The 19,104-nt window shown below is 54.0% G+C and carries 11 protein-coding genes; 5 read left to right on the top strand and 6 right to left on the bottom strand.

What is annotated here, in order from left to right; all coding sequences use genetic code 11:
- The coding region (locus DTL42_RS26325) for a hypothetical protein (RefSeq protein WP_199590146.1) at positions 1 to 405 on the bottom strand (405 nt) is incomplete at its 3' end.
- 664 nt (positions 406 to 1,069) lie between these two features.
- Positions 1,070 to 2,017, bottom strand: coding sequence for a YybH family protein (locus DTL42_RS14910; protein ID WP_158545390.1), 948 nt, complete (start codon positions 2,015 to 2,017; stop codon positions 1,070 to 1,072).
- 558 nt (positions 2,018 to 2,575) lie between these two features.
- On the opposite strand from DTL42_RS14910, the gene DTL42_RS14905 reads away from it, so the two are divergent.
- The 4 genes from DTL42_RS14905 to DTL42_RS14890 are packed head-to-tail and all read left to right on the top strand — an operon-like array spanning position 2,576 to position 8,573.
- The gene (locus tag DTL42_RS14905) at positions 2,576 to 3,112 is read left to right on the top strand and encodes a sigma-70 family RNA polymerase sigma factor (protein ID WP_114369523.1); all 537 of its coding nucleotides are present in this window, start codon (positions 2,576 to 2,578) and stop codon (positions 3,110 to 3,112) included.
- A gap of 16 nt (positions 3,113 to 3,128) precedes the next feature.
- The gene (locus tag DTL42_RS14900; RefSeq protein WP_158545389.1) at positions 3,129 to 4,748 is read left to right on the top strand and encodes a LamG domain-containing protein; all 1,620 of its coding nucleotides are present in this window, start codon (positions 3,129 to 3,131) and stop codon (positions 4,746 to 4,748) included.
- A gap of 28 nt (positions 4,749 to 4,776) precedes the next feature.
- Positions 4,777 to 7,116, top strand: a complete 2,340-nt coding sequence (locus tag DTL42_RS14895) for a PSD1 and planctomycete cytochrome C domain-containing protein (RefSeq protein WP_114369521.1) — start codon at positions 4,777 to 4,779, stop codon at positions 7,114 to 7,116.
- Between the two features lie 14 nt (positions 7,117 to 7,130).
- Complete coding sequence (locus tag DTL42_RS14890; RefSeq protein WP_114369520.1) at positions 7,131 to 8,573, top strand: DUF1501 domain-containing protein; 1,443 nt, start codon at positions 7,131 to 7,133, stop codon at positions 8,571 to 8,573.
- 60 nt (positions 8,574 to 8,633) lie between these two features.
- On the opposite strand, the gene DTL42_RS14885 is transcribed toward DTL42_RS14890, so the two are convergent.
- The gene (locus DTL42_RS14885; RefSeq protein ID WP_114369519.1) at positions 8,634 to 14,588 is read right to left on the bottom strand and encodes an ATP-binding protein; all 5,955 of its coding nucleotides are present in this window, start codon (positions 14,586 to 14,588) and stop codon (positions 8,634 to 8,636) included.
- 404 nt (positions 14,589 to 14,992) lie between these two features.
- Between DTL42_RS14885 and DTL42_RS14880 the strand changes: the two genes are divergently transcribed.
- Positions 14,993 to 16,114, top strand: a complete 1,122-nt coding sequence (locus DTL42_RS14880; RefSeq protein ID WP_114369518.1) for a class I SAM-dependent methyltransferase — start codon at positions 14,993 to 14,995, stop codon at positions 16,112 to 16,114.
- A gap of 18 nt (positions 16,115 to 16,132) precedes the next feature.
- Here the strand turns inward: DTL42_RS14880 and DTL42_RS14875 are convergent, their stop codons facing one another.
- The 3 genes from DTL42_RS14875 to DTL42_RS14865 all read right to left on the bottom strand — a co-directional run bounded on the left by DTL42_RS14875 (position 16,133) and on the right by DTL42_RS14865 (position 19,023).
- Positions 16,133 to 17,233 (bottom strand): HD-GYP domain-containing protein, encoded by a 1,101-nt coding sequence (locus DTL42_RS14875; protein WP_114369517.1) that lies wholly within the window; start codon positions 17,231 to 17,233, stop codon positions 16,133 to 16,135.
- Positions 17,233 to 17,610 (bottom strand): Hpt domain-containing protein, encoded by a 378-nt coding sequence (locus tag DTL42_RS14870; protein ID WP_114369516.1) that lies wholly within the window; start codon positions 17,608 to 17,610, stop codon positions 17,233 to 17,235. Before DTL42_RS14870 ends, DTL42_RS14875 begins: the two co-directional genes overlap by 1 nt.
- 210 nt (positions 17,611 to 17,820) lie before the next feature.
- Complete coding sequence (locus tag DTL42_RS14865) at positions 17,821 to 19,023, bottom strand: OmpP1/FadL family transporter (protein WP_234824219.1); 1,203 nt, start codon at positions 19,021 to 19,023, stop codon at positions 17,821 to 17,823.
- Positions 19,024 to 19,104: the final 81 nt, after the last annotated feature.

Genomic DNA, 19,104 nt, shown 5'->3' with positions numbered 1-19,104 from the left:
CACCAGGGCCAGGGCGTTCACCAGGGCCAGGGCGTTCACCAGGGCCAGGGCGTTCACCAGGGCCAGGGCGTTCACCAGGGCCAGGGCGTTCACCAGGGCCAGGGCGGTCACCAGGGCCAGGGCGGTCACCAGGACCAGGGCGGTCACCAGGACCAGGGCGGTCACCAGGACCAGGGCGGTCACCAGGACCAGGTCGGTCACCAGGACCAGGTCGGTCACCAGGACCAGGTCGGTAACCAGGACCAGGTCGGTCACCAGGACCAGGTCGGTCACCAGGGCCAGGGCGTTCACCAGGGCCAGGGCGTTCACCGGGGCCAGGGCGTTCACCGGGGCCAGGGCGTTCACCGGGGCCAGGACGGTCACCGGGATTTGGGCGGTTACTAAAGCCAGGGCGATCAGGCACACTTGGACGATTGGGGATACGATCGCGTGTCCCTGGACGTGTTTCGATCGAGGGTGGTGTTCCTGGTAGGTTCAGAAAGTCCTTTAGTTCGTTATTGCTAGGCAGCGGAAAGCCTGGGTTGTCGAAAGCAGGACGATCGAAACCGGGTTCTGGCCGAAAATAGGGGCGGGAGGTGTCCGGACGACCGGTGTCCATTACTCCTGGGATATACACCCCTGGACGAATTGGCTTATCAAAACCAGGTCGGTTGGTATTGGGCCGCTGCAAGTCAGGTTGGCTGATGTTTGGTCGCCGTGGCATGGGCCGATCCAAATTCGGCCTAGCAGCAGAAGGACGCGAGAACGACGGCGTGTCTCCTGTCGCTGGTCGACTAAATGTGGGTCGGTTTGTCGCCGGGCGACCAGTCGACTGCCCGTCGAACGTTGGTCGACTAAACGAAGGAGTACTTGGCGAGGGGCGACTCATGGAAGGGACATGCGTACTGATCGTCGGTCGCGAACCATCAACACCGCTAAAGTGACCACCTCTTCCACCGCCGCCTCGGCCTCCTCGCGCCGATACGTCTGTCGCGAAGCAAGCACCGATTAACAAAGCGGCCATCGCGGCCGTCAGTTTTATCTTCATGGGAATAAATCCTTTGTGAGTTGGGGCTATCGCGATAGGGCGTTATTCCGAGCGAATGATGGTTAGCGTCTCGATATTCGGCAATAGCTCGCCTGCGACTTGTCGACCGATGGAATGAAACTCAACCGTGTTCTCGTCGATCAGGTCATAAATATTGGTCGAGGAAGCCTGCCGTCCGTCGGGCAGAATACTTAATGATTGAACAGTCCAACGATTGCCACTTTGAGACCAACGACCAGCGGCGAAACCACCATCGGAATCAAAAGTCCATGATCGAATGACACCCAAGCTTGGGTCCCAGCCAATGACCTGAGTTCCCTCGAAGTCGACTTGATCTTGAATAAACACGCGGAAGGTGCGAACCAGAAAGTTTCGGTTGGTCGTCCAACGCCCAGTTGTCTCGACCGAGGCATTTTCCTCGGCGTTGTCGACCCAGGTTCCGATCATCCATTCCAAACCTTGAAGCTGCTGGTAATGGGTCGGAGCTGGCAGTGGCGCAACCACTTCTTTGATGCTATCGATTCGCCAGCCAGCCGGGGTTTTCACGTGAATTGCTTCATAGGTTGTCTCGCTCGGATCTTGATCCGCAACCATCACCACGGCCACGCCGGTTTCCGTGGCGACGCGTGGCGAGATCATCTTGACGTGGGTGTCGCGAACTTCCAACTTGGCACCTGGCGTCTCTTGAAAATAGGAGAGGTAATCTTTGACTAAAGCATCCTTACCCTTGAGCACCTTGCCGTCTGGCGAAACATATTCGCCGTCGTCGGTCCAGTGATCTGCCAAAGCTTGGGCATCGCCTTTATTGAAAGCTGCCGTGTACGAGTCGATCGCCTGGAAGATGGCAATTTCATCTTCATTCAGTGCTACCTCGTCACTCACGACTTCTTCACTGGCGGGTTTCGCGGGAGAAGTCTGCTCTGCTTCTTGAGACCAGGCAGTGCCCGTCAAGACAAATGTCAGCAGTAAGCCGTATCCAATGTTTTTCATGGGGCACCTGAACAAGGAAGATGAAAATGCCGTTTGTCTACCGAGTGTCACCATGGGGCTGGGATTAGACGTGTTTTCGCTCGGTCTCACTTGTCAACATACCTCTCTGAAAATGCGAAAGCCACGAAGCCTGTCGATTTCAGGCAGTTTTCAGCATTTCATCCTGGGGGATCAGATCTGCCAGTTAGAACATGACTTATTGTCTTAATCGCGATAAGCCTTAATAGGCTCATTCCCGGCACCTTTACGCGTACAAAACGCGATTCCTATTGGTTGCCCGGATAGGCAGCCCCCTGAATTGGCTCACGCTCAAAACACAACACACACCGACTGTGTATTCTTTTTCAGTCCAAGCACTAACATGAAACACTGCCAAGGGTTAGGCGATTTATCACGGCGCTGCTAAAACCACGGAACTCGCCCCCTCGTTGTAAGTATTTTGCTGTGTAAATTCCTCTCAAGGGAGTTTTCCTTGTTTTAAACGGGGAATTAGGGCTTGGTCGGTAGAATAGAAGTAGCCACCGCAATGTAGTCCTATTCCCACGTAACGATTCGCGCATGCTTGAGCCTAGTGAAACAAGGAGCGATCCGCCCCCTTTCGTAGAGCTAATCGTGAAGTCAGAGCGTCCGCTGATGCGGTACATTCGCACGCTTGTGCCTAAATTGGACGACGCTGAAGAGGTATGGCAGGCCACAGCAATCGTGTTGTGGGAGAAGTTCGACGAATACGATCCGGAACGAGATTTTATCCCGTGGGCTCAGCGGTTTGCCTACTTCGAAACGCTACGCTTCCGTCGGCGGGTTGCGCGTGACCGGATGGTCTTTTCCGAAAGCGTGATGCAAACCCTGGCCGAGACCCATGAGGCATCCCGAGAGAAGCTGGACGCCAGGAGCTTGGCCCTACGGAAATGCCTGGATCAATTAGTCCCGCGCGATCTGGCCCTTTTGCGATCGCGTTACGAAACCGACACCACGATTCACGATTTGGCCCAGACACTAAATACAACCGCCAAAACCCTCTATCGACGTCTTGATCGTATCCGAGAGCGCCTCGGCCAATGCGTTCGCCGTCGCGTGTTGCTATCCGATGAATAGCTCCAGAAATAACGCCATGGGTTCACAACCTTCCCCCAAAATCGAGCAAGAGGCCCGCTTGGCTTTCGACCAGGTCGCCCACACTCAGCTAACGCCGGAACAGTTTGCCGCGTTAGAAGAGCGTCTGGTAGGCGATGCGGCTTTTCGTCAGGCCTATGTCGAGCAAGCCGACCTTGAGGCCGAGTTGGAATATCAGCTTCGCACGACTCCGCCAGTTGCGATTTCCTCCGGCAGCTTAGCCGAGCGGCGTTGGCCGCTGACGTTTGCAATTGCGTTGAGCCTAATGCTATTCAGCGGGTTGCTAAGTGTTCTGTTTATTAAACCCGTCCGCCAAATTGTTTTTGACTCGTCGATGCCCGCTTTCACCGAGTCGCAGTTAAGCGGCTCTCGTCCGGTGGCGATTGTAATTTCTCGAAGCGAGGCCAGCCAAGACGACGCGCAACCGCTCTCGGTTGGCGATCGCTTGAAACCAGGCATCCTTCGTTTAGATCGAGGTCAATTACAACTTGAGTTTGCCTCAGGCGTTCGCGTGCAAATGACAGGGCCTGCCGAATTACATCTGATCTCTGAAATCGAAGCCTCGTTAGTAAGTGGCCAAACGTCGGTGCTAACCCCTCCCGAAACAAAACACTTCTACCTCAACGGCCCCGTTTCTGCGATCGCCAATGGTTCGAGCGAGTTTATCTATCGCGTTCAGGCAAAGGACGTTGGCAGTCTCGATGTTTACCGGGGTGAAGTCATGGCATCTCTGTTAGGAGAGAACGGCGATACCCTTTTGAATGAGCAGGTTACGGCAGATCATTCCGCGATCTTCCACGGCACTAGCCTCGATGTGAAGACGGCCGCGTTTGCCGAATCCGATCGTGTGTCGGCGATGCCCATCGACGACGTTTCCAGCTACTCTACTGAAGACTACGCAGCGTTGATTCAGCAAGACAAGCCGCTAGTGTACTGGCGTTTCGAGCCGGGAGATCTCGATGGCAATTTGGTCCGCAATCACATGTCGGACCGTTACGCTGGCGAACTGCACTTGGCCAACGACAACTCGATGGCGATGAACCGGGGCACCCTCCAGTTTGGGCCCAGCCCTGAACAACGCTATCTCAAGCTCAACGAACCGATCCCAGGCTTCAACCAAGGAGAGTTTACAATCGAGTTCTGGGTACGTGTCGAGCGTTTGCATTGGGGGACGTTTCTCGGCGTGTTGCCGATCGAACAAGACGATCCGACCAAAGAAACGCACCTGTGTCTATTGGAATACGCCAATCGCACGAACCTTGTGCATCGCCCAGCCACAATTCGCATGTTGTATCGCTACCCTGCCAAGACTTTTCATGGTGGCATGAATGCCTTTAGCCCCAACTCTTGCGTTCCAGGACTATGGACCCATGTGGTGGCGGTTAAGACAAATAATGGAACCCATCTCTACGTCAACAATCAGCACAAAGTAATCTTCGACGAACTTCGTTTTGACGATGATTCACCCTATACCGTAGTTGTCGGCCAGTTAGACTCGGCTCGGCCCCTTCGCCAATTTGAAGGCCAGATCGACGAGATCGCGATTTATAATAAGGCCCTCACACCAGAACAAATAAAACGCCACTACGAAGCGATGACCGGTTCTCCCTCCACCTAAGCTCCTCTTCGACAAAGCACATCCCGCCATGCCTTGGAATACGATCCGAATTTTTTCGTGGACAACCGGTATCCTCCTACTGGCTTCGTCTCCTGCGTGGAGCGACAAGCCACTCGACTACAACCGCGACGTCCGCCCGATCCTCTCTGAAAACTGTTTCTATTGCCACGGCCCTGACGCCGAACACCGAGAAGCCGATTTGCGGCTGGATGATCCCAATAGTGCGAAAGAGACTGCGATTGTCCCAGGAGATGCACAAGCCAGTGAGTTCTTTGCTCGCATTGTGGCGGACGAAGACATGCGGATGCCTCCGGTGGAATCGGGCAAGAAGCTAACGAAAGAACAAATTTCTACGCTTAAACGCTGGATCGAGGAAGGTGCCGCTTTCGAGCAGCATTGGGCGTATGTACCTCCGAAACCATCGCCAACGCCGGACGTCCAGCAACAAGATTGGCCGCAAAGCGAGATTGATTATTATCTGCTCAACAAAATGGAAGCCGCCGGTTTCTCTCCGGCAGCACCTGCGGACAAAGTGACATTGCTCCGCCGTGTCACCTTCGATCTGACCGGTCTTCCACCAACCTGGGAAGAAGTCCAAGCGTTTGTCGCAGACGAGTCGCCAGATGCGTTCGAAAAAGTCGTCGATCGGCTGCTTGCTTCCGATCGTTATGGCGAACGCATGGCGGCCTATTGGTTAGACCTTGTCCGTTTCGCCGATACGGTCGGTTATCACGGCGACCAAGACCACAGCATTTCACCGTACCGCGATTACGTTCTCGATGCGTTCAACGACAACATGCCGTTCGATCAATTCACTCGGGAACAACTCGCAGGCGATCTGCTCCCCAATAGCACGATCGATCAAAAGATTGCCACCGGCTACAACCGCCTACTGCAAACAACGCACGAGGGTGGCCTGCAAGAGAAAGAATATCTAGCGATCTACGCGGCTGATCGCGTCCGGAACGTTTCGCAAGTCTGGATGGGTGCCACCGTTGGGTGCGCTCAATGCCATTCCCATAAATACGATCCTTATACAATCACCGACTTTTATTCTTTAGCCGCATTCTTCGCTGACGTCGACGAAGCCAAACACTTCAAGCTCGGCTCGAATGCCCTACCAACCCGGCGTCCCCCGGAAATCAAAGTTCTCTCCAAACGCGAACGGGCAGAGCGAGACCAGTTACAAGCCGAACTCAAACAGTTGCCTAGCGAACCGACCGATGAGGTCAAGCGTTTGCAGCAGCAAATCGATGCCCTCAATGCCTCGGCTCGCCTCACGATGGTGACCGAATCTATCGAGCCGCGTACGATGCGTGTCTTGCCACGTGGCAACTGGCTCGACGATAGTGGCGAAATCGTCACGCCAGCCGTTCCGGTGTTTCTCGGTTCCATTGAAACCGAAAACAAGCGTGCCTCTCGCCTCGATCTGGCCAATTGGTTGGTCGATACCAAGCACGGGTCTGGGGCGCTGACATCGCGGGTGTTTGTTAATCGATTGTGGTACCTATTCTACGGTGTCGGGCTTTCTTCGAGCCTAGGCGACTTTGGCGGGCAGGGGGAACCACCAGTCCATCCCGAGTTGCTCGATCACTTGGCAATTGATTTCTACGAGCATGACTGGGACGTTAAGCGAATGGTCAAACAAATGGTGATGACTGCTGCTTATCAACAATCATCGCAAGCTTCTGCTGAAGCCCGCGAGCAAGATCCCTATAACCGACTTTACACCCATCAGCTCCGTCATCGCCTCTCGGCGGAAATGATTCGCGACAATGCGTTGGCAGTAAGTGGCTTGTTGAATTTGGAATATGGCGGCCCTAGCGTTAAACCGTATCAACCGGCTGGCTACTACCGCAACTTGAACTTTCCCCAACGAACTTACCATGCCGATGAAAACGACCAGCAATGGCGACGCGGAGTTTATGTTCATTGGCAACGCCAATTCGTTCATCCAAGCTTGATGGCATTTGATGCTCCGAGCCGGGAAGAATGTACCGTGCAACGTCCCACTTCAAACACACCGTTGGCCGCGTTGGCTTTGTTGAACGATCCGACCTACATCGAAGCGGCCAGAGAGTTCGCCACTCGCATTTTGACGCAAGATGCGAACAGCGATCAGACTCGCCTAGAAACCGCGTTTGAACTTGCCCTTTCGCGCCGCCCTGACGCCGCCGAGACGCAAATCCTTATCCAAATCCTAAACGATAACCGCCAAGTCTATCGCGAAGATACTGCGGCAGCTGCCAAGCTCTTGGCAATTGGTTTGAAGCCGACCGACAACCGTGTAGAACTAGCCGAACTCGCGGCCTGGACTCAGGTAGCACGGGTTATCTTCAATCTCGACGAATTCATTACTCGTAACTAAGAAGCGAGCCGGAAATGTCTGAATTTCATCCCATGCAACTCAACCGCCGCACGTTTCTTACACGCTCAGGAGTCGGGCTTGGCACTGCCGCCTTGTCGGCTCTGTTGGCTAAGGAAGGACATGCGGCCAAGGCCAGCGAACAAGTCCGTGGCGTTCCCGGGCAGCCAGGCTTTCCCGACTTGCCTCAAAAAGTGAAACGAGTCATTTTCCTGTGCATGGCCGGTGGGCCCTCTCACTTGGAAACCTTCGACAACAAGCCCATTCTATCGAAGATGGATGGTAAGCCGGTTCCGGCATCGTATACCGATGGCCAGCCGATCGCGCAGCTGCAGGGGAAGGAACTGAAGTGCCTGGGTGCGATTACCAAGTTCAAAAAGTATGGCCACAACGGGCAGGAGATTAGCGACTATCTGCCATGGCATGCCAAGATGGCTGACGACATTTGTATTGTCCGTTCGCTTGTTACCGAGCAAATCAATCACGACCCGGCCCACACATTCATGAACACCGGCACCGTGATCAGCGGGCGTCCTTCCATGGGGGCCTGGGTGAATTATGGTATCGGCAGCGAGACAGACGAACTGCCAGGCTTCGTCGTCTTGTCGAGTGTCGGTGGTCGTAATCCCCAACCGATTGCCGCCCGCCAATGGGGCAGCGGCTTTCTGCCTAGTCGGTATCAAGGGGTTCAATTTAGCTCTACCGGCGATCCGGTAAACTACGTCCGCAGCCCAAACGGTGTTGGCATTGGACAACAAAGAAATTTGGTCGATGCGATTGGCAATCTAAATCGACATCACCAGGAAGCGATTGGCGACCCAGAAATTGCCAACCGGATTGCGGCCTACGAAATGGCTTTTCGCATGCAGATGTCGGTCCCTGATCTGACGGATATGTCGGACGAGCCGCAACATATTCTCGACATGTACGGCGCGAAGCCTGGCGATGGTTCCTACGCATCGAACTGTCTTCTCGCACGACGTCTGGCAGAACGAGGCGTTCGTTTTATTCATCTATACCATCGCGGCTGGGATCATCACAACGGCCTGGCCCAGTACATGGACGTTTGCTGTAACCTGACCGACAAGCCGACGTACGCCTTGCTAACCGATCTCAAGCAACGTGGCATGCTGGACGATACGTTGATTATCTGGGGAGGCGAGTTTGGCAGAACGCCAATGTCTCAGTCGAACAAAGGCAACGTGGGGCGCGATCACCACATCAAAGGTTTCAGCATGTGGCTGGCAGGCGGACCGGTTAAAGGAGGAACCACTTACGGTGCCACTGACGACCTAGGCTATAACTCGGTAGAAAACGTCGTGCACGTCCGCGACTTGCACGCCACGATGCTACACCTACTGGGAATTGACCATCACCACCTGAGTGTCAAGTTCCAGGGGCTTGATATGCGACTGACTGGTGTCGAACCGGCACGGGTCGTGAAGGACATTATTGCTTAGCAGTCCGTTAAGTTCTCTCAATCAGACTGCCCATTTGCAGCCGGATCGGCAAGCGGGCAATCACGAAGCAGTCGTAACCGAACTGGCTGCGGAAACTTCGTCCAGCAATTGCTTGAGCAGTTCTGGCTGGATCGGTTTGCACAAGTAGTGGTCCATTCCCGCATCTAGGCATTGTTCGCGCACGCCCGTCAATGCGTGGGCAGTCATCGCCACGATCGGCGTTCGCCGGTGGTGTTCTTCTTCCCATTTGCGAATCTCGCTGGTCGCCTGCTTGCCATCCATTTCCGGCATCTCTAAGTCCATCAAGACAACGTCAAAGTTGCCTTGCTGATAAAGCGACAACGCTTCCTTACCGGTACCTGCGACTTCGCACGTGTGTCCGAAGATCTCCAAAATCCCTCTGGCCACTTCCTGATTCACCGGAGCATCGTCTGCCAACAGAACATGCAAAGTCCTTGTCGATCCTTCTTCGGATTGCTCCTCTTGGGTTGGCTCGCCAGAAATACAATGACACACCTGGCAAACGGCTTCCACCAAATCATCGGCGGAGGCTGGTTTGGTCAATGTGGCAGAGGCGTCCAGTTCAATCCCAGGTGGCGTTCCCGTCGCTGGCAGCAACACCAGATAGGGGCGACTTAATAGATCAACCGCTTTGTTTTCGGCAAACCACTGGGGCAGAGTATCAGAGTCCACTTCCCAGTCGAACACCCAAACAGGGCGTTCACCTTGATTGCCCTGCGAAGGGTTTTTCAGCAGCTTCAGAGCATCGTCTAGCGATAAGCAATCGCAGAGAGCCCCAGCGTCGATCAGGATTTCCTGGTAGAGGTCTCGTGAAGTCTTGTGCTGAGCCACCAATTGAATGCGACGCCCAGCGAGTGGCTTTAGCTGCGGTTCTGGAAACTTCACTTGGTCGGGATCCAGCGGGACCGTGAAATGAAAGGTGCTTCCATGATCGATCTTACTTTCGACCCACAATCGCCCGTTCATCAACGAGACAATTTGAAAAGAGATTGCCAACCCTAGGCCCGTCCCACCGTAGCGGCGTGTCGTCGAGCTATCGCTTTGCTCGAACGATTCAAAAATCGTGGTCTGTTTTCCGTCAGGAATTCCCGGACCGGTATCATGAATCGCGAAGTGTAGTTGAGGCCCATCGATGGTTCGTTCGACAAACAGATCGACCAACACTTCCCCTTGCTCGGTAAACTTGATCGCATTGCCCACCAAGTTCATGACAACCTGTCGCAAGCGGCAAGGGTCCCCCTCGATTTGAGTCGGCACATTGTGAGCCACCCGATATAGCAGTTCTATTCCCTTGTTGGCAGCATTCACTGCCAGAAGTCGCACAGCCGAACTAAGGACGGCCTGAGGAGCCAAGGGGATCGACTCCAGTTCCATCTTTCCGGCTTCGATCTTCGAAATATCGAGAATGTCGTTCAATAGTCCCAATAGCGCTTCACCCGACTGATTGATCACGGTCAGGCAATTGCGCTGCTGTGCGTTCAAGTCGGTTCTCAAGGCAAGCTCGGTCATGCCTAGAATTCCATTAAGCGGAGTACGAATTTCGTGACTCATGGTCGCCAGGAATCGGCTCTTGGCCTCGTTTGCGGTCTCTGCTGTCACTTTGGCCACGCGCAGTTGCTCTTCGGTCAAACGCAGCTCTTTCGCGGTCCGTTCCAATTGCAAATTCGAGCGGGCCAAATCGGTCGCACGTGCTTCGGCTGCCGCGGTGCGTTCGGCAATACGCTGCTCCAACGTGGTGTTCAACTGAGTCAATTCACGGAACCCTTGAGCGTTCTCTAAGGCGGCTCCAGCAATTGTCCCTACAAAATCGGCCAAGCGTTCTTCATCTTTGCCGAACAGCCCAACAAGCTGCGAATGCGTCACATAGATACACGCCGACAGCCGATTACGCACCGCGATCGGAATATAAATTGCCGAACGATGGCTGGCCACTTCGCTGGTCATGTCATTTTTGCTGCCCACTTCCAAAAACGACATGGCACGTCCTGCTTGAATAGCACGACGTAAGTTTGTTTCGTCGAAGGTAATATTACTCGGTCCGAAAACCACCGAGGGAGGTAATTTATCGTTGTGTTGGTTGAACTCCAGCAGCCAACTGTTTTCGCCCCCTAATAAACGGCTGGCGCCCAAGCAGGATTCTTCGTAGATTTTGTCGGTTGAAAGCGCTGCGGCGATCTTGCGTCCGACGTGCAAGATGGTATCGAAACGGTCCACTAACGAGAGCGTCCCGAGTTGTCCCTTTTGGGTATTATCGTGCATCTCGTTGTCGATGGTGATTTCATCGAACAAACGACGCGCCAACTGCTGGTCGGTCTCGACATCGGGCCAGTTGACGCAGATGCCAACTTGAGCACGATACTGCAGGGTCATTGCCTGCTCGAAGATATCACCGAGTTGCTCTGCCAAGGCCAGGCTTTTGTCGAACCACTTACGAGCCACCGGATAACTACCTTGCATTGCCATAACCAAGGCATATTCGCGATAGGTGCGGGCCAGATCTTGGGGGCTGACTTTGGCAGCTCGCATCGCTTTCCTGGCGGTTTTCTCGGCCTTTTGCAATAGTTTTTCCCGTTGCCAGGGGGCGTACAAGGGGGTTGCTTCCGCCTGTTTGCGATACGCCGTCACCAGCCATGCCAGCGCAGGCACCGTGTAGGAGTTTTGAATTCCGGCATGCTCGGAGGTAGCAACCGATTGACGTAGTTTTTCAACCGCTGACTCGATCTTGCCTTGATACAAATCACGGACCCCAGCTGCGAACAAGACTTGCGTCCTTCCTTGATCATCTTGGCGATCACGGTCGATCTCTTTTTCTAGCAATTGGTCTGGGAGGAACCCTTGTGTTGCGCGAACCCAAATATCTAAATTGATCCCTGAAGCCTGTTCGTCACCTAGCTCTATTCCCGAGCGGTAATTGATTCGCGATTCGATCACCGCCCCTTTGAAATCACCAAGATGGTACAACGAGGCGGCAACCTGATAGCGCGCAATGTGAACCATCCAATAGTCGCCGGTGCGTTCCAGCAACCGAATTGCTTCGCGTCCTTTTTCGATGCACTCGCGGTACTTCCCCGCCGCATAGAGGGCACAGCAATAGTAACTCAACGATTGGCCCTGTCCCCACACATCGTTGAACTCTCGCCGCAGTTCTAAGGAGCGTTGAGAATATTTGATCGCCCGATCGAACATGGGAATCAAACATGCCACCGGTGCGTGCTCGGAATAAGCCTGGGCCAGTTCCGGACTAGGGTTAAATCGTTCCGCAAAATTGAGTGCGCATAGATGAGCGAGCAAACACTCGATTTTGCTGCGACAATACCAGCAACCATGCGTCAACAAACTGTACAAGCTAATTGCCAAACGTTCCGATTCGCTGGGTGGTCGTCCTTGACGGTGCATGAACACGCCCGGGAACCAGGTGTGCAGTACTTGCTTCCAGGCCTCCCAGATCAGCATTATGAAGATGAAGACGCGATTGCGAGGAACCCTACAGCCGAGCGTGCGCAATGCGGTTTCGTATCCTCTGGTGGCGTTCTCCATATCGCCACGTTTGAACGAAAGCTCTGCCAACTTGCCTTGAATCTTCGCACGATCCCAGTCACCTTCAGCAAGCTCTGCCGCTTCTTCGAACTGAGGTGCTGCCTCCGCGTATTGTCCGCGGAGCATTAACGAGTCTCCTAAGCCTTCCGCGATACGAAAACGGATTGCCTTCGACTGCCGGACGGCACCGCGTTGGGCGATACGATACTGTCGCTCGGCAACTTCCAGCGAGAACTGCCGCCGAGCCTGTTCGGCAGCTTGCAGGGCGTACCCCATGGCTGTTTCCGCTGCGCCTGCTTCATCCAGATGGTAGGCAATTTCAGACACACGCGTGGGGCTATGTTCCTGCAAATGCAACGCGGCACGCAGGTGCAACTCCTTTTGCTCTTCCGGATCGAGGCGTTCCAGCAGCGAACTACGAATCTTATCATGAACAAAAACAAACTGACCGCCGTCGGCACGCTCCCAAATCAAACAACGATCGCGGGCATGAAGCAGTGCTCCTACCGCTTCGGAAATGCTCATGCTCGTCAACGAAGCGGCAATATCGAGGCTAAACTCTTTGCCAATCAACGCGCCGACCGAAAGCAGGTTGATCGTTTCCTGAGGCAACATTTCAATTCGGCGAGTGAGGAAAGAGGCTGCCTCTTGGGACGATTGCCAATCGCCCATCGATTCCAGTTCAACCTCCCACGTACCATTCACGGCTTCCAGAGCGCCAGACTCGACCAGGCCACGCAAGACGGCTGAGGCCATGAAAGGGCTTCCACCTGCCAAGCGGGTCACCACTTCAATCGCAGGCAGCGGTAGCGTACCGGCCATCGATTCGGCAAGCTGACGGATCTCATCCGCCCGCAACGGCTTCAAGCGAATAGTGGAGCAATTCGGAATCGTTCGCAGGGCATGGTGTTCGCCGACTTCCTCGGAGCGGAACGAACAAGTAACCGTCGTGTACCGTTTCGATTCGCGTGGCTGAGTATGCCAGCGGCGAATGAGAGTATATGTCAACGTATCGGCCCATTGGCAGTCATCCAGAATGACCAATGCCGGACGCTCAGGACTTCCCAAGGCACTCAAGAAGCGAATCAGCGATTCAATCGTGCGGTTCTCACCAAACGCGGCTGGTGATTGCTCCATAAAACCTTGCGTGGTGCCAATCACCCCACTGAGAGTCGGCAAGGCCGCGATCAGCGCATCCGACATTTCTCCAACACAACGTCGTACGCGGTGAGCCAAAGCAGGGTCTTTTTGGGCTACCGATAGAAACCCGTCGACAATGCCTTCCAGCATGCGAAAAGGGCGTTGCCCGACGTTGGTTGTTGCTTGACCACGTAATACCCAAATCCCACTGCGGCGAGCCTGACGCACCGATTCGACCAGCAGGCGACTCTTGCCACTGCCAGACTCGCCCTCCACCAGCATCACGCTGCCTTTGCCAAGGCGTGCATCTAAGATGAACTGGTTGAGTTTCGAGAGTTCTTCATCTCGCGCGACAAACGCCGGCTCGGTAAGCGTACAACGCCGATCCGTTGCCCCAATGGTCACGTGCTTGCCGGTCGCTCCGCTCTCGAGCATCTCTTCGATCGCGAGCAAGTCCTCTACGACGGCGCTGGCCAATTGGTAACGGTCGTGCGGATCCTTGCGTAACAAGCGCTGCACAACTTCGTCGAGCTCTAATGAAACTTCTGGATTAATGCTCGGCAACTCGGGAACAGGCGCAGTGAGGTGCTCGAAGAGGATCGCCCCAGCCCCTTGCCCTTGAAACGGCAAACGTCCCGCTAGGCAGCGAAATAGAACAATCCCTGCGGCATAAAGATCGGAAGGCGGCCCTACATCGGTATCGATCGAGCCAGCCTCTTCGGGAGACATGTACGAAACCGTTTCGCATTCTCGTTCGCCAAAAAGCTGATCGGGGTGAAAGCGTTTGATTGTTCCAAAGCCGCCGAGAATTGCTCCGGTCAACTGTTGAGAAGAACTGGCACTCGTTTCGACATAAATGTTCGAGGGAATCACATCACGATGCAACGCGCCGCGGCGGTGGATCCAGTCGAGTGCCGTGAAGAGGTCTTTCCCGAGTTTGATCGTTTCCTGAATCGTAAGCGGGCTTGAGGTGAGAACCGCACTAAGCGTTTTCTGCTTGGTCCATGGCATCACCAAAAAGAACTCTTCATCCGTTCGCGCAAACCGCAGCACTGGCGTCAGGTGATCGTTCCAATGTTCCTGACGAACTCCAGCTTCAAACTCCATGCGCGCGTAAGCCCCGCGCGTTACGGCATCGATCCGAATCGCTTTAATTACCACCTCGTCACCGGTGGCATGGTCGATTCCCCACAACGTCCGCGCAAAGGGGGAATCCTCGTTGGACGAGGTGATTTCGTAGTATTGCTGAAGTTCGGCAGCTAAATCGTTTCCGACCGCTGCGGAAACTCTTAGGCTGTCGACTATTTTTTTGACCATGCCAGTTGCTAATTTCCTTCTCGGGAAAGCGAATCGAGGTAATCCTCAACTCACTTCCCTCCAAATCGCTCGGGTTGCGTAGCGACTTAGAGATAAATGTTGACTGCCCCGCAGGTGATGCCAAGTGACTTTTCACGAACACATCTCGCCACCAAACCATAGCTCTCTCTGACATGAAATTGCGGAACGCCCGAAGAGTAACGCATAAAAAGCGCAACACCCATAGGTCATAAGTGGCATCAAATCGTCCTAAGTTACGCAAGCCTTACCCCCCTTGTGTCTATTAGAAGGCTTTTACTGTTGATTTCTCTGATTATGCCAATTCTGATGAATATCCCAGTTGCGCCGTCGGATTTCCGATTAGGCGAAATCTCTTCCGTAAACATCTAACTTCAGGTATTGCCATGATTCAGTCGAACGATTCGACCACTTCGAAATTACCGGCTGTGCTCGAGTTCTTCTCACAGGATGTGGCCGAATTCAAGCAACAGCTTGCTCAGCTTGAAAGCGAAATTGACAAGGATGCGACCGCCGTGCCCGGCAGTGACTTGCATAAGAGGACCATTGCGGCCTTGCAGCAATCGGTCATTGCTTGCCGGAAATTTGAAGACGCTCACGAAGGCCAGCCAGAACTCATCAAAGAAGTTCAAGCCCGATTTCGTGAAGAGACGGCACCTTGGCTGGCCCAAAGCTGGTTTGCCAACCGTGCCCACACGAAACCCAGCGGATTCGCTGGCGATTACGAAATGTTAGTGAAGATCTACGAGGAGGCCACGCCAGCGCGTGGGTTGGGTGCTTACCTCGATCTTTGCTTTATGGACATTCCGTTAGCGAACGCCGTCCGTGGCCGGAAAATTATGGTCCGCGAGTTCCTTGAACAAGACATCGCCAACCGTACCGGCAACATACGCATTCTTGATATTGCCTGTGGGCCATGTCGTGAATTTCTCGACTGGCCAGAATTCGAAGGACGCTCGATTGAAGTAATCGCCATGGACAACGATCCCGTTGCCTTGGAATACATCGGAGCGACCGTCGCTACTCAGTTGCCTAAAGGGACGACCCTCATCCCTACTCGCTACAACGCGATGCGGGCCAAAAAGTCGGAAGCAACAATTAAGAAGTTCGGCACGTTCGATATCATCTACAGCGTTGGCTTGGCTGACTATCTAACCGACGAACAGCTTATTGGTATCTTTAGTGGCTTGGGAGAAACGCTCAACGAAGGCGGAGCCCTTGTGATCGCCTTCAAAGATACCGAACGCTACGACGAGACGCCTTATCAATGGCATCTGGATTGGTTCTTCTATCAACGGACGGTGAAAGATGTATTGAACATCTTTGAAGAGGCCGGGTTCAATACCGAAAAAATGGAGCTCACGCGCGATCAAAGCGGGATCATCGTGAACTACGTTAGCCACCGCTCGCCTGGCTGCATTCGTCGCCTCGATCCAGCAGAACGGACACGTTCGGCCAGGTCGCGTCGGACTTCGACCTCTTCCGTCGAATCATCCCAGGAAGACTAACTGCGTGCCAACAGCACATTAGTGCTCTGCTAAACTTCCTGCGGACATGGCTAAACCGGTGGCCATGTCCGCAAGTTCGGGATAGCCCATTTGGTCATTGAGTCGCTGATTGATTTCGATGATTTCGTCTTCATGTCGGAAGAACGCGGCAACGATGTCGGGATCGAAATGCTTGCCAGATCCTTCTCGAATAATCGATCGTGCTTCGTCGTGGCTGAAAGCATCTTTGTAAACACGAGCAGTTGTCAGGGCATCGTAAACATCCGCTACCGCCACAATGCGACCGCAAAGCGGAATCTCTTCCCCGGCCAAGCCATAGGGATAGCCACTCCCGTCCCACTTCTCATGGTGTGAACCAGCAATATCGCGGGCAAATCGCAAATAGGCCGCTTCCGGCTGTTCTCGCAAAGCGGCATCCAAGGTGTAATAGCCGATCAACGTATGCTGCTTCATGATCTCAAACTCTTCAGGGGTTAGTCTCCCAGGCTTGAGCAATACATGATCGGGAACGCCTACCTTACCGATGTCGTGCAAGGGGCTTGTGAGATAGATTGTGCGAACGTAATCCGCATCGACAATGTCGGCAAACTTAGCTTGGCGCGAAAGATCGTGCGCCAATAAGCGAGAGTATTCTCGCATTCGCTCTAAGTGCGCACCTGTTTCAGGGTCGCGTGATTCAGCCAGTTTCGCCAACGCAAAGATGATTACATTGCGGCTCTCCAGCGATACGATACGATTGGCAGCACGCAGACGAATGTGAAGTTCTTCAGGATCAAACGGCTTGGTGATAAAGTCGTCGGCACCAGCCCGCAAGCCACTTAACAGATTGTGCTTTCGATCCAAAGACGTTAGCAAGATGAAATAGACATACCCGCTCAATGCCCGTTGACGTACGCGGCGACAAAGCTCTACACCAGACATGCCCGGCATTTGCCAGTCTGACAAAACAATGCGAAAGTCCCCTTGGTAGATCATCTCTAGCGCTTCGTTACCATCTCGCGCGGTTTCTACCGGAATTCCCAAGGCACCCAAGACATCGCTTAACATCCCCAAGCATGCTGGATCGTCATCTACCAGCAGAATAGGGGCCTGAGTTGTCTCTCCTTCGTGAACAATCATTAGGCGTTAGGCTCCTCGCGATGCTGCAAGATGATCTCACTCAAGCGACAACACTCGTCGCGAATTTCGACAAGCGACGCTTCGACATCGTCCAAATTCTCTTCCGCTTTTCGTTCTAGGTTTAAGGCAATGCCAGCCAGACGCTCGGCGGATACCGTTAAGGAAGTTCCTTTAATCCGATGGGCGATTCGAGCCACATCGTTGGAGTCGTGCCTTCTGGTGGCCTGCTCCAATTGTTGGATATCTTCTTCCAACGATCCCTGAAAACGGGATAGAGCTTTTGCGACAAGATCTAGCCTGCCAATACAACGGGCTTTGAGCGTTTCCCAATTGAGAGACTGCTCACTTGGCGGCGCATGCGTCGACTGAAAACTCATCCGTATCCTCCCGGTGTAAAACTGTCAGCGCGAGATATCAATCGAGACTCGCAAAAACGGGATATCTTACGAAAGATAGGTTGCATTTCTCCTATGGTCAAAATGCATGACCGGAGAACCGTTTCTCACCGCAAAGAAGCGCCAACCGCGCAAATCAGGCGTATTTTATACGCAATTCCGGCCTGTTTTCTGGCATTCACACGTGCCTTCTTAGTAGTTAACGCGCAAACCAAGCACAAGCGAGTGTGCGCTGATCTCGTGGGTCAACGTATCGCCAGGCGAGAAGGGAGGGGAGGGAAGGGGACCGGTCAAGCTGTTATTGACCAGATAGACATACGCCAAATTCAACTCGACCCCATCCGTCAGCATGCACCCCAAGCCAGCGGCGATATTATGTTGCTGAATCAAAGGAGTCGAGACATTGGCGAAAGCAGCATTGGAAGAAATAGGGTTCTCATTAAAGTTGTACCCACCCCGCAGTGTCCACCAATCACTCAAGCGATACTGGGCCCCCACCGCCATAGAAAAGACACTCTTCCATTGCAGCGTGTCGAATCCTTGCGTGTTGGCAAAATCAAAGTAGCGAACATCCGCTGCAAAAACCCAGCGTTCAAAACCGTAATAGGCCAAACCGCTAGACAAGATAAGAGGATAGTCCAGGTTAAAACCAACGACCCCTGAGGGCGTGAAGAAACGAAACTCCTCGAACCATTGCGGGCTCTTGATGGTGAACCCTGCTCGCCAGCAGCTCGGACTGGCGTAGTAGATTCCCCCTTGCACGCCACCACCCCAGTGAACACGGTTTCCCGAGCCAGGCGTCATCGCCGGGGTGATCGCCGAGGGGCCCAGCGGATCGAACATCATTCGCGCGGCCGACAAAGTCGGTGCTACCCCGATCGACCAATTTTCATTGATCTGATACGAGATCGTCGGCACGATCTGCAGCATTTCGGTATCCGCGAACAGAGGCCCATTAGCCAGCAAAGGATTCTTAGGATCGGCAGGCATGTTGTTGCGAAAACCAGCGACGCCGTAAACACCGAGCCCGATTGTCAGGTTGGTTCCTTCGAGATGATCAACCCACCCCACCGACGGCACAACCGCCACGCCTGCTTCCCCACTCGTGGTGTGAGTGCCTACCCCTGCGACATCGGAAGTAAGACTGACGTCGGCCAACAAGCCTTCCATCCCGAATGAGACTTCCGACCTCTCCAAATAACTAATCGACGCCGGGTTCCAATGCAGGGCCCCAATCGCATCCAGCGGTGCTGCAGTTCCCGCGCCGGCCATCCCTCGGTTCACTGGGCCAACACCGGTGACAGACATTCCTTGCCCGCAGGCCGGAACTTGCTCGGCCACCACAATCACCAGAAAAACCACAGTAAGAATGAGAAGTCGGAAACAAGCTGTCATTAGGCCAACACTCGAATGAGTAAATCACACGGAAGAGCGGTACTCTTGCATATTCTTTGTGCCATCGACGGGATGCTTGGA

Origin of the sequence: Bremerella cremea, from assembly GCF_003335505.1 — a bacterium.
Classification (GTDB): Bacteria; Planctomycetota; Planctomycetia; order Pirellulales; family Pirellulaceae; genus Bremerella; species Bremerella cremea_A.
The sequence above is the reverse complement of the archived record's forward strand: the minus strand, read 5'-3'. Positions and strand labels throughout refer to the sequence as shown.

Bases quoted from the DNA above. Each gene is read 5' to 3' on its own strand.
- DTL42_RS14880 (WP_114369518.1), top strand. From the start codon at position 14,993: ATGATTCAGTCGAACGATTCGACCACTTCGAAATTACCGGCTGTGCTC.
- DTL42_RS14865 (WP_234824219.1), bottom strand. From the start codon at position 19,023: ATGACAGCTTGTTTCCGACTTCTCATTCTTACTGTGGTTTTTCTGGTG.
- DTL42_RS14885 (WP_114369519.1), bottom strand. From the start codon at position 14,588: ATGGTCAAAAAAATAGTCGACAGCCTAAGAGTTTCCGCAGCGGTCGGA.
- DTL42_RS14890 (WP_114369520.1), top strand. From the start codon at position 7,131: ATGTCTGAATTTCATCCCATGCAACTCAACCGCCGCACGTTTCTTACA.
- DTL42_RS14910 (WP_158545390.1), bottom strand. From the start codon at position 2,017: ATGAAAAACATTGGATACGGCTTACTGCTGACATTTGTCTTGACGGGC.
- DTL42_RS14895 (WP_114369521.1), top strand. From the start codon at position 4,777: ATGCCTTGGAATACGATCCGAATTTTTTCGTGGACAACCGGTATCCTC.
- DTL42_RS14900 (WP_158545389.1), top strand. From the start codon at position 3,129: ATGGGTTCACAACCTTCCCCCAAAATCGAGCAAGAGGCCCGCTTGGCT.
- DTL42_RS14870 (WP_114369516.1), bottom strand. From the start codon at position 17,610: ATGAGTTTTCAGTCGACGCATGCGCCGCCAAGTGAGCAGTCTCTCAAT.
- DTL42_RS14875 (WP_114369517.1), bottom strand. From the start codon at position 17,233: ATGATTGTTCACGAAGGAGAGACAACTCAGGCCCCTATTCTGCTGGTA.
- DTL42_RS14905 (WP_114369523.1), top strand. From the start codon at position 2,576: ATGCTTGAGCCTAGTGAAACAAGGAGCGATCCGCCCCCTTTCGTAGAG.